8 protein-coding genes are annotated in these 11,804 nt (G+C 57.4%); 7 read left to right on the top strand and 1 reads right to left on the bottom strand.

What is annotated here, in order from left to right; genetic code table 11:
• The first annotated feature begins 1 nt into the window (after position 1).
• Together IE127_RS10530 and IE127_RS10525 are read left to right on the top strand one after the other, a co-directional pair.
• Positions 2 to 889 carry an ABC transporter ATP-binding protein gene (locus IE127_RS10530; RefSeq protein WP_189425627.1) on the top strand — a complete coding sequence of 296 codons (888 nt, stop codon included), beginning with the start codon at positions 2 to 4 and terminating at the stop codon, positions 887 to 889.
• 24 nt (positions 890 to 913) lie between these two features.
• On the top strand, positions 914 to 2,842 hold the full coding sequence (locus tag IE127_RS10525) for an ABC transporter substrate-binding protein (RefSeq protein WP_244640107.1): 1,929 nt from the start codon (positions 914 to 916) through the stop codon (positions 2,840 to 2,842).
• A 1,115-nt stretch (positions 2,843 to 3,957) separates the two neighbouring features.
• Here the strand turns inward: IE127_RS10525 and IE127_RS10520 are convergent.
• The gene (locus IE127_RS10520) at positions 3,958 to 4,461 is read right to left on the bottom strand and encodes a hypothetical protein (protein WP_189425626.1); all 504 of its coding nucleotides are present in this window, start codon (positions 4,459 to 4,461) and stop codon (positions 3,958 to 3,960) included.
• A 270-nt stretch (positions 4,462 to 4,731) separates the two neighbouring features.
• Here IE127_RS10520 and IE127_RS10515 point away from each other — a divergent pair, with 270 nt between their 5' ends.
• Genes IE127_RS10515 through IE127_RS10495 form a run of 5 tightly spaced genes read left to right on the top strand, consistent with a single transcriptional unit; the run spans position 4,732 to position 11,802 of the window.
• Positions 4,732 to 5,856 carry a phosphoribosyltransferase-like protein gene (locus IE127_RS10515; protein WP_244640105.1) on the top strand — a complete coding sequence of 375 codons (1,125 nt, stop codon included), beginning with the start codon at positions 4,732 to 4,734 and terminating at the stop codon, positions 5,854 to 5,856.
• Between the two features lie 5 nt (positions 5,857 to 5,861).
• Positions 5,862 to 7,766, top strand: a complete 1,905-nt coding sequence (locus IE127_RS10510; protein WP_189425625.1) for a hypothetical protein — start codon at positions 5,862 to 5,864, stop codon at positions 7,764 to 7,766.
• Entirely contained in the window at positions 7,766 to 8,929 is a 1,164-nt protein-coding gene (locus IE127_RS10505) for a hypothetical protein (RefSeq protein ID WP_189425624.1), read from the top strand. Before IE127_RS10510 ends, IE127_RS10505 begins: the two co-directional genes overlap by 1 nt.
• Positions 8,926 to 10,872: an HAD family hydrolase gene (locus tag IE127_RS10500; RefSeq protein WP_189425623.1), complete on the top strand. Its 1,947-nt coding sequence runs from the start codon at positions 8,926 to 8,928 to the stop codon at positions 10,870 to 10,872. Before IE127_RS10505 ends, IE127_RS10500 begins: the two co-directional genes overlap by 4 nt.
• A 15-nt stretch (positions 10,873 to 10,887) precedes the next feature.
• Positions 10,888 to 11,802: a PfkB family carbohydrate kinase gene (locus IE127_RS10495; protein ID WP_189425622.1), complete on the top strand. Its 915-nt coding sequence runs from the start codon at positions 10,888 to 10,890 to the stop codon at positions 11,800 to 11,802.
• Positions 11,803 to 11,804: the final 2 nt, after the last annotated feature.

Genomic DNA, 11,804 nt, shown 5'->3' with positions numbered 1-11,804 from the left:
GATGAACGATACCAATATTCTCGAGGTCAACGGGGTCAGCCGGGTTTTTCGCCGAGGCGGCATGTTCAGCCGCAACACCCTGACCGCCGTCGACAATGTGTCCTTTTCCATCGACGACCGCCCGCAGGTGTTCTCAGTCGTCGGGGAATCCGGCACCGGCAAGACCACTCTAGCGCGCATGATCCTCAGGCTCGTCGAGCCGTCGAGTGGCGAGATCCGACTGCTCGGCAAGCCGGTCAACGGCAAGGACAGGATCGACAATTTCGCGTTCCGCCGGCTGGTACAGCCGATCTTCCAGAACCCGTTCGAGGCGTTCAGCGCCTATCTGCCGGTTTCGACCTATCTCAGGCGCACTGCGCTCAACCTCAAGGTTGCGCGCAACGACCGCGAGGCGGACGAGGCGGCCGATCAGGCGCTGCGTTCGGTAGGGCTCGGTCTCGACCGGGTAGCGGGCAAATATATCCGCCAGTTCTCCGGCGGGGAATTGCAGCGCATAAGCGTTGCGCGGGCGCTGATCCCGGATCCGAAACTGATCGTCGCCGACGAGCCGGTCTCTATGGTGGACGCCTCGATGCGCATGAACATCGTTAATCTGTTTCGCCAGATCGTCGAGGAGAAAGGCGTCTCCTTCATCTACATCACCCACGATCTGTCGACCGCCTATTACCTGTCCGACCACGTCTCGATCATGAATACCGGACGAGTCATCGAACAGGGCCTTCCAAGCGACATCCTCGATAATCCGAGCCAGGACTACACACGTGAGCTGATGGGGGCCATTCCCACCATCGGCGCTCGCTGGACGGAACTCGAGGAGATCGACCGCCGGTACCCGACAGGGGACCGCGCCACGACCGAGAGTGCCGCAAGGCACCAGACCACAAGCTGATTTTGGCACCCCGAGGAGGAGAATGTGACCAGATTTCTGAAACCACGCCGGCTGGGACCGGCATTCGCCGCAGGCCTTACGCTGGCGATGGGCACGACCATGCTGTCGGGCGTTGCGCTGACGCCGGCACTGGCCCAGGAGATGACCGATGTCGGCACCCCGCGCGCCGAAACGCTCATCGTCGACATGCTGAATGCGCGCGTCGGCAATCCCACCAACATGAACATGTACCAGCAGGGCGTGACCACCAATCACGGCCTGCACCAGTTGGCCACCTCGCAGCTCTACGATATCGACACCGCAGCCGGCGAGCAGATCCCGGGCCTCGCCGCCGAGATGCCCGAGGCGCTCAATGACGACTACACCCAGTTCCGAGTGCCGCTGCGTGAGGGGCTGACCTGGAGCGACGGCGAGCCGTTCACCGCCGATGACGTGATCTATACCGACCAGATGCTGCGCGACACGCCGGAACTGGCCTATAGCGCGGCCTATACCGACCAGATCGCGTCAATCAGGAAGGTGGACGACTATACCGTCGAGATCGAGACCACCCGCCCGACGCCGCGCCTGTCGATCGTTCTGGGTTCGGTGATCTACGGCAACGCCTTCATCGTCGTGCCGGAGCATATCTGGTCCGAGGAAGATCCCGCGACCTTCACCAATTTCCCGCCGGTCACCATCAGCGCCTACAAGTTCGCCGAGAACGATCCGAACGGCACCTGGTTTCTGTGGGAGAAGCGCGAGGACTGGGAAAACACTGATGTGGGGCAGCTCATCGGCGAGCCGGACCCACAATATGTTCTGTTCCGCAGCTATGGAACTGAGGAACGGCGCGTTCTGGCGATGGCCGCCGACGACATCGACATCCTGACCGACATCTCGCCGGAAAGCCTCGATATCCTGCGCCGGCAGAACGAGAACGTGCGCGGCTGGTTCACCGACTTCCCGTTCGCCAATCTTGACGACCCCTGCGAGCGGGGCATGCACTTCAACACCAGTGTCGCGCCCTATGACGATGCCAAAACCCGCTGGGCCCTTGCGCTGGCCATGGATATCGAACGCGCCAGCATCGCCACCTATTCGGGCATGATGCGTGCCTCGCCGCTGGCCATACCGCCGACCTCGGTACTAATGGATACCTACCACCAGCCGATGGCCGAATGGCTCGCCGCGTTCGAATTAGAGGACGGCTACCAGCCTTTCAACCCCGACTACGCCGTGGACCTTGCGGAACGGCTGCGTTCCGAAGGTATCGAGAACATTCCAGAAGACGCCGAAGAAGCGCGCGAACTGTTCGGAGTCGGCTGGTGGAAGCATGACCCCGAGCAGGCGACGAAGCTCCTCGAGGAAGCCGGCTTCACCCAGGACGGTGGCCAGTGGGTAAAGCCTGACGGTGAGCCGTGGACCATCACCATTCTCGCGCCCGCGGACTTTGAGGTGCAGTCGCAGCGCCTTGCCTTCGCGGTTGCAAATGAGTGGAGCCAGTTCGGTGTCCCCACAAATGTCCAACAGATGCAGGCGGGGGCTTTCTTTACGGCAGAGAATACCGGTGACTACGAAGTCGGTTCCTACTGGGGGTCATCCTGCGCGATCACGCCCGACCTTTTCGTCGACATGGAAGGCTGGCACCAGGATTATGTCCGCGACAACGGCACCCCGGCCTCGTCCAACCAGGCCCGCTATGTCAACGAGGACCTGAGCGCCCTGATCGACGAATTGCGCGCGATCCCGGCGGACGACGAGGAGATCGTGCCGATCGGCACCGAAATCCTCAAGGAGATGGTCGAAGGCTTGCCGGCGATCGAGATGTTCGGAACCTCAAAGTTCGTTCCGGTAAACGAGACATACTGGACGAACTATCCGTCGGCCGACAATTACTATGAAGGCCCATGGTGGTGGTGGTCAAACTTCAAGTTCATCGTCGCCCAGATCGAGCCGGCGGCGTCTGAATAATAACGCACTCGGGCGGCGAGATATCGTTTCGCCGCCCGCAATGCAGCACGAGATAGTTTCGTCCTTCGGGCCCAAACACTTGCCTATTGATATTGCAGGCGGCCAGCACCGGGAGAATACCGCCGAGGCAAAATGCAGCGTCCTAGAAATGACGGTCTGGACCGATGTTGCCTCCTACAGGGCTACATTTCCCTTGCAGGCATCTGTAAGCCCACCGTTGCACTGTTTCGGCCATTCCGAGTTCTCGCACCATCTGTGATCATCAGTGCTCCGCTTGCTCAGGGACCGAAGCCATACCCCGTGTCGGCCAGCGCGCCGGTCCATCCTCGAGGAAACCGCATTCATCTGCGGGACCGACGACACCGTGGGATCGGTCGGGTCGGCGATCGGATCCGATATCGCGACAACCCTGAGCGTAATTAAAAACGGCTGTCGGTTCAGAGCAGATGCCAGATCTCATTTTGGCAGGCCGGCGAAGGTCAGTTTGGGCCGGAACCAGACTGGCAGGTTTTGGTTAGGTTTCAATGGAAAGCAGACATATAGTGGAGAGGAACTCTCGCCACACCATTCAAAACCCAGGATTTCCGGCATTCCGCCCGCGATCTCCAAGTGCTGATTTATCAGCGAAATGTATCACTACGCTAGGTGCTGAGAGGCAGTATCGTAGTGACATTCATCACCAAGGATTACCGTCGAGCCCTAAAAATCCACACCCTGTCCGGCCAGTCGGTTGACTGCCGCACGGATGTCTACAACTCCTAGCTTCAGGCATGAGATAGCCAGACCAAATCCGATCATCGAATTTTGTGCCCATAGGTGGCGGCAAAGGCTTCCCCGAAGTCCTTTGAATCCCATCGAAGGACGTGGTCCACTTCAGCGAAAATACCCTGCAAACGGTTGGCGTACTCGACGTCAACGGCTGATCGACCGCCCGCTACTAGACTTACAGCCAAGAACCGCTTCAATTTTCTTTGCTGGCCGTCATTTTGCAAGTCTCGCAAAGTGGTCTGTCCATAAACGAGTATAGACGACTGAAATTCGGCCGTGAGGCGATCGGACATAATGATCGCTCGAAGACAGCCCCCATTATCACCGCCGCATTCCCCGGGATGGCGTTACCACCTCCGAGAAGGTTCGGCGGCACGTCCGAGTGTGGAGACATGCGGGATGTAGTTGATCCACATGTGACTGGGCACACCCTGCTCTACTGCGGCTCGCGCCATTACAACAATGAATCGGATCCCGGCATGCGTGGGGTCTGGCCATCGTTCGTTGTCGAAGTCGCTGGCATTTCCATTCATGAAGTCCAAGTACTCTGGCGTCATTGCAGGACCGTGCACACGAAGGACATGGTCGCCAACAGGTTTATACGCAGCTAGATCGCTTGCTACAGTGGCATTAGCGACATACGCGGTGAGCAGGGTGTTACGGGGATCAATAAAGTACCCGTTCTGCTTGGTGAGGTTCTCGATGCTGCGAAGCTCCTCATAAAGCCGGCTGCCTTGCGACTGCATCAGGCGTTCAAGCAGGGCATTCGAAAACTCAAATCTGTCGCGGAAGCCATACCGTAACAGTTCAGCAGCGAGTTTTGGACGACGCTCGACCATGAAGTCCAGCATGTCCACCGCGCCATACAACGAATGGACAACGTTACTTGCCGAGGCCTCTTCAGACCGGAAAGACGACACAAAACCTGCAAGCGGCCGCAAGGCGCGCCGCAGAACGTCCGACGGAGTAGCGTAATATCACCCAAACTCCAGACCCGGCCCATCGCGCTTGGGACCCCTTCAAGAATCTCGAAAAAACAGCGATGAGTGACTATTGCGCCCTGCTCCAATACTGGGCGACACGGAAGGTGCATAGAGGTAATCTCAAGGGAGGAGACGTGCTTGGCCACTGATATGGCATTAGATCTGATTGCCGAGGTGATGGGTTGGGATGAAAATCTAAGCAGCCCGGCAACTAGCGAGTATGCGTGGCTGCGGATGATGTCGTCCATCAAGTATGATGGGTATTCCGACTTCCGCGCCGGAGTACGGTTTATTGAAAGCCTTGCGGTCTGGCTCAAGCAATTTGAGCCCAGCGAGCGAGAAGGCGCATATCAGTTTTTCAAGACCAGGCTCGTGTACATTTCGCCAGCCGAGCTGCAGTGCCTCATCGAAATCTTTATGTCGGAGGTGGTCACTCCCTACTTGCGTGCTGAAGTCGCTCACGACCTTGGGATCAAGCCGTACGAAGTGTGGCAGACCCCGGAGGCTGCTCGTCTGTTTTCTCACAAGCTTCGGCGTACCCTTTTTGTCGGTATGAGCGATGGGAGCAGGATCGACATTCTGCGTAGAGCAAACGCCGGCAAGATGAGCACTGAGCAGGTTTTGCCAACGCTCAATATCGACGACGAGAAGTGGCTCGATCTTGGTAAGAAGCTGGCGGAGTCGGAAGGGGAAGGCGCCAAGTTCGAAAGCGTTTATCTCATCGAAGATTTTACCGCGTCAGGCACAACGTTTTTGCGGCGGCGAGATGGGAAGTGGAAAGGAAAGCTGGAAAAATTTGATCGCCGCGTCAGGGAAGCTCGCACGAGCATCAATGTTCCGCTGGTCGAGAACTACTCGCTGCATATTCATCACTACGTTTCGACCGACCAAGCCAGGCGAAAACTGGATGAACTGCTTGAAAAAGCGAAGGGTAGCTGGAAAAACCCAACCTTTGATCGAAACGTCATCGTGACGGAAGGAACGCTGCTGCCGCCTTCCTTGCAATTACAATTGCCGCGCGACGAGGCGATTTTGGCTCTATGTGCCAAGTATCAGGACGCAGCGCTGGACGAGCGGCTCAAAGAGCATCTCGCCGAATCTGGTATCGACTCCGTACGGTACGGATATGCCAACTGCGCCCTGCCGCTAATCTTGGATCACAACACACCCAACAACAGCATTGCATTGCTTTGGGCGGAGACACCTGGGACACCCGGCCACTCCATGCAGCCATTGTTCCGCCGCCGCGACCGCCACGGATGAACTAAATGAACCCATTCCTTCGACGCGCGACAGAATATCTGCGTGATACCAGCGCTTTCCTTCACATCACGAGTCCCGAACCGCTGAAGACGTTTATCGCCAGACACCCTAAGGTCAACGACATTCTCGACCTGCCCGTACGCATTATCGGCAGCCCCGGAACAGGCAAGACGATGATGGCGTCCATCGTCGAGTATCGGTTGGTCGAGGCCATTTTACGCGACCAAAGTTCTGATGAAACCCGGGCCTTGGCCGCGGCACTTACCGATATCCATTTCGCTGACGGCGTTGACCCAAAGGTGGTCTCGGTCCGTTTACCGATGGAGTCCGAGTACCGAGACTTCTGGGAGCTTCCCTATGAGGATGGCGTCAAAACGAAACTGATGCTTTCGCTCATCCAAGCGAGGGCAATGCTGGGTTGGTTACGCACGCTTACCGCCAACAAATATCGTGAACTTGAGGATATCACCGTGATCGCCCGTCAGGGCGCCGACGCACAAGTTGACCAGATCGGGGGACTGTCCAGCGTTGCGATTAGAGACCGAGCAAGAGAGGTCGAACGCGCCGTCTATTCAGTCGGCGCAAGCTTGCTCCCACCTGACCTCGCCGACATCCCATCAACAGCGCAGAGCCCGTACCAGCCTTTTGAAGCCATCCAAAGCTTTGAGGTTACGTGGAAAAGCTCACGGATATCACTTCGGCCGTTAGTCATCCTCGACGACGTTCATAACCTGCACCCCGAGCAATATGCAGCGCTGATGCACGCGCTGGCTCGCCGGGAAATTCGCGTTGGGCGCTGGATGATGATGCGGATGGACGCCCTCAGCCCAAACGCGGTGTTTCGTTCGCCTGACGAAAGCGCCCTCCCAGGCCTGAAGTACGACAGAGACTACTTCGACATCGTGATGGAAAGCGCGGCCAATCGCACCGGAGAGCGGCGGCAGTTTCGCAAGATGGCGACCGATATGGCGAACCGGTACCTTCGATACGTGGAACCGCTTCAAGAACGCGGTTACCAGGCCTTTTCACCATTGTTGAGCAAGGAGCCACCCTTGCTCACCCAGAACAACCGCCAAAAACTGGCCTCCGTAATCGACCGTGAGCAGAAGGCGCTCGAGATCACGTCTTCGCGCCGCGAGCATATCCGCAAAGTAGTCAAACGATACGCGAAGGGCTCCACCAAAGCGGACCTTACCCCCGACGTGGAAGAGGCGATGTTGCGCATCCTGATGCACCGGCATGCTGGAAGGGTTGCGGGAACAACGATGTCGCTGTTCGACGACCCAGAACCGAATGTACCCGTCAAAGCAAAATCGCAGATCGTCGACGCCGCCAGGGTGCACCTGCATCACGATTACGGAAGACCGCTCCACTTTGGAATGGAAGACCTGTGCAACGCGAGCGGGGAAAATGCGGAGCTTTTTCTGCAGTTGGCAGGCTCACTGGTTGCACGCATGGAAACCAAGGTCATCCGAAACCAGGAAACGACGCTGACGCCGGCCCAGCAACAAGATGCACTTACTGAAAGGGCGAGTGAGATTATCGCTAAGTGGTCATTCCCATATTCCAAGCGGGTCAGGGCATTGATCGATAGATTTGTTGCGGACTGCCGCGAGAATGCGATGCAGCCAAATGCGCCGTTAGGCGGCGGCGCCAACACCATCGGCATTTTGGAGTCTGAGATGAAGCAATTGCTGCATTCCGACACCGAGCTTCCGGTGGTCTTGAAATACGCCATTGCTTACGGCGCATTGAGCGCGGTCAGAGACTATGGACAAGGCGGAAAGCAGTGGTGTCTGCTTGAATTGTCCGGCCCGGTCTGCTTGGCGAACGGGCTCGATCTCAGCCGAGGCAACTTCCTCGAAAGAACGGTCGAAGATCTCAATCAAATTCTGGGTGAGGCTGACTGATGCGTGAGCACTGGGGAAATTGCATTACGCACTTCAATAGCGACGTATCGCGTTTCATCTCGGACTATTTTGCGCGGGTCGATTGTAAATGCGTCCTGTTGGCCGGCGCTGGTTTCGACCCTCGGACACAAACGATCCCGTCGGCTCTGGCCGAAACTATGGGGCAACGGCTCCAGGCGATCTTAGTGCGTGAGGAACGAGGCGAGGCGATACAAGCGTTGCGAGATGCAGCTGACCAGAACGAAGGAGCGCTCCGGGATCGTATCGAGAACTTGGAAATCTGGCCGATCGACATCTTCGATCCAGAAGATAGCGCACCTGTCGGTGGGACCAAGATAAGCGAACGGCTTCGGCGCTTCGCGCTACCGGCCGATGTTACTGACATCGTCCTCGATATGAGCGCGCTGTCATTGGGCATTTCATATCCAGCGGCCCGCATACTTCTGGGTTGGTCAGAACGGCGCAGTGACCTCAACTTGCATATCATGGTGACCTCGAACCCGGAGCTAGACGGCGGCATTGTGGGTGAGCCTGCGGCACGGCCGCAGGCAGTGCGCGGGTTTACCGGCGCCCTGCCGGATGACTCTGAACGTCGCGTGGCCAGGATTTGGCTGCCCCAACTGGCAAAAAAACGTAACGCAGCCTTTCGCAAGATCCATGCTAGCTTTGACGAGCTATACAAGGTGTGCCCGATCTTGCCATTTCCGGCCAGTGACCCACGCCGAGCCGACGAGCTTATCGCGGAGTACGGAGAGGAAATCCGCGAACTCTGGAACGTCAACAACCGCGATTTCATGTACGTTTCCGAGCGAAATCCGCTCGATACATTCCGGACAATCGAAACGTTGAAGGCCCGCTACGATAAGACGGTGGCAGGCGTCTACGAATCTCAAATAATCCTCTCGCCGATCGGCAGCAAGGTGATGGCAGCAGGCGCAATGATGGCTGCCATCAAACATGACCTGGCAGTTCATTATGTCGAGGCGCTGCGCTACGAGATGGAGGCGCCAGACTTTAATCAAGGCCCCACTGACCTGAAGCTTGTCCATGTTTGGCTGGATGGTCCTGTCTACGATGGCTTTGCAGCTCAATTCAGCAAACCCGAGCCGGAAACTACCTCTGACGCTGAGGTTGATCTGAGTGAACAGAAGGCGCTTCTGTGACCAATGTTCTAAGCCAGAAGCTAGACGGTCTTTCGAAGACTACTGAGCTGGTGGCCGACCAAACAACTTTGAGTTTGGCGCAGGCCCTGAGCGCAGGAAGGCACATTCCCTCGATTGCTGTCGGGTCCGGCGGCTCATTGGCGAGCGCAGCGTTCTTTAATAGGTGTCGCCGCGATGTTTCGGACAAAACCAGCGCCCTTCAGACCCCGATGGAATTCGTTTTGGGACACGAGGATCTGAGCTCCATTGCAGTGTGGCTGTTTACTGGTCGCGGGAATAATCCTGACATCCTCGCAGCAGTCGATGCCGCCATCCTGCGCAATGCTGCTCAAATCCATGTTGTCACCAGCAATCCCGAAGCGGCAGCTCTTAGACGCCTCATTGGTCGCGAGAATTTTTCCGGCCACTACGTCGCCGTCGCGGACGAAAAGGACGGTTTTCTATCGACCCATTCACTTTGGGCAGTTGTCGCGGCGTTGGTCACTGCTACGGAACGTGCGGTGCATGGTGTCCACTCGCGCGACATTCCTGCGCTTTTGCAAGAAAAGCTTCAGCGTCGGCTTTTGCCAGACGCCCGTACCTCGCTCCGCAGGAGGCTGGACGAGGTGAGACCGACGGATACAATCCTTCTGCTTACCGATCCCCAATTAGACGCCGCCGCCGTTACAATCGAGACGTCCCTATGGGAGGCCGCACTCCATCCCGTGCAAAGAACCGACTTCCGAAACTTCGCTCATGGCAGACATGTCTGGTTGGCTCAAAGGGGCGACAGCAGTTTCGTCCTGGCTCTAACCAGCAAGGTGTCCGCAGATATCTGGTCCGAGATAAGTGAGAAACTGCCGGCAACGATCCGGCGCCAAACGATCCAGATATCGGACGGGGGAAGGATCGAAGCTGCGATGACCATGGTCGATGCACTCTTGGTAGTTGAAGCGTTGGGCAACCGGCAGGGGGTAGATCCCGGCAAGCCTGGCCATGGCGCTTTCGCCAAGCCGATTTACGAGGCCGCCGGCCTGCGACGTCTTAGCACCAAGCTTGTTGCTCCAGTTCGCCATAAACTTTCAGCGCATCGCATCAGCGATCGACAAGAAACCCCACCGACCGATGTAATCGAGAGCTACGTCAGCGTTTTGGAAGCTTTGAGGGGCGCCGAGTTCGACGCCTTGGTGATGGACTATGATGGCACGATCGTCACCACCGACGAACGGCTATCGCCTCCTGCTCCTGCAATCATCAACGAATTGTCTCGCCTGATTGGCGGAGGCGTGATGATCGGCATCGCCACGGGTCGAGGAGGCTCGGCCGGTGAAATGCTTCGTGACGTGCTTCCCCCAGATCAGCACCGAGCTGTGATCATGGGATATTACAACGGGGGGGTTGTGCGCACCCTGGACGTTAACATTTCCGAAGAGCCCCCGCCCGTGTCGCCCATTATGCAAGCCGTGTATGAATGGCTTGATCGACATCCTGGCATCCTGCACTCTGACGGGCGTCGCAGCTCGGTTCAGGTGTCTATTGATACCGATCGTGTCGCAGACCTTGCTAACTTCCTGACTGAACTCAAAAAATCGCCGCTCATGGAGTCAGGCGAGATCAGGTTTGCGATGTCTATGCACTCTATCGATATCGTGCTCGCTGGCAGCACCAAGCTCAATGTGCTCGGATACATGTCTTCCAAACTATCGAGGAGCGTGACGGCTCTCAGGATTGGGGACAGTGGGCACCACATGGGCAACGACTTCGAGCTCTTGGGGCACGAGTTCGGGATTAGCGTCGATCGTGTTTGCCACCGCCCAAATGGCTGCTGGTCACTTTTCGGCTCGAACTTAAGAGGTCCAGAAGCATTGTTGGCGATACTTCGCGCGAGCAATGTGGTGCGAAACGGCGTATTCCAGTTGGACATTGACCGACTTATCAGTGCAGGTGCGACGTCTGAAGGCTAGGTGCGGGGGCAAATCGTGAAAACCAGCGTTGACGTTGCCGGATCGGGTTTTGCGGTTATTGATCGACTTTATGAACGCGGCAGCAAGCAACAGGAGTCGCTCGGTGGATCCTGTGCGAACGTTCTCTGGTCGTTGGCAATGCTGAACCGCAGCGTGGTCCCCATTCTTTCACTTGGTGACGACGCTACTGGTTTTGAAATGGTCCACGAGTTCGAGTCGGTCGGGGCGGACACGCGATACATAACGCGTCACGCTGGCCGGCTGTCGCCGGTCCTTGTGCAGTTCCTCGATGCGACTACGGGCGAACACCACTTCAGTTTCACCTGCCCTGACACCAGCACTCGGTTTCCCGCGTACCGTCCGATCGAGCTGAGTGAACTCGACGCCGCGCGTCCGATTGTCGAAAACTGCGCGGTATTTTACTCTGATCGGATTAGCCCTGCGATCGTCGAAGCAATGAGGGCGACTGCAGAAGCCGGCGGTATTGTGTATTTCGAGCCCTCGGCTGTTAGTGATGAAGCCTTGTTTCGCCAGGCGCTTCGCTACACATCGATCATCAAGTTCTCGGAGGAACGGCTTGGCCATGTGCTAAGGCCACATTTGTCGGAAATGCAGATTTTTGGCATGGTCACGCATGGCGAGCGCGGCCTCGAGGTCGTACATGGCAACTATGAAGTTTCGTGTTCGGCCATAACGGCCCCAAGGGTTTTAGACACCTGCGGTTCGGGCGACATGGTGAGCGTTGGCCTGATCGATCGCCTTCTTGGCGCTGCGGCTACAGCGGCAACACTGTCGCTGGAGCATGTCGTCGCAGGAGCGCGCGCGGGACAAAGCCTCGCCTCAGCAAACTGCGGATTCGTCGGCGCGCGCGGCCTGTTTCGAGAGTTGGGTGCAGCTGCCGCAAGGCAAGCGCTTGATACCCGACATTAAGA

Origin of the sequence: Devosia pacifica, assembly GCF_014652635.1 — a bacterium.
GTDB classification, from domain to species: Bacteria; Pseudomonadota; Alphaproteobacteria; order Rhizobiales; family Devosiaceae; genus Devosia; species Devosia pacifica.
Note: the sequence above shows the minus strand (reverse complement) of the source record. Positions and strands in the feature narration are given on the sequence as shown.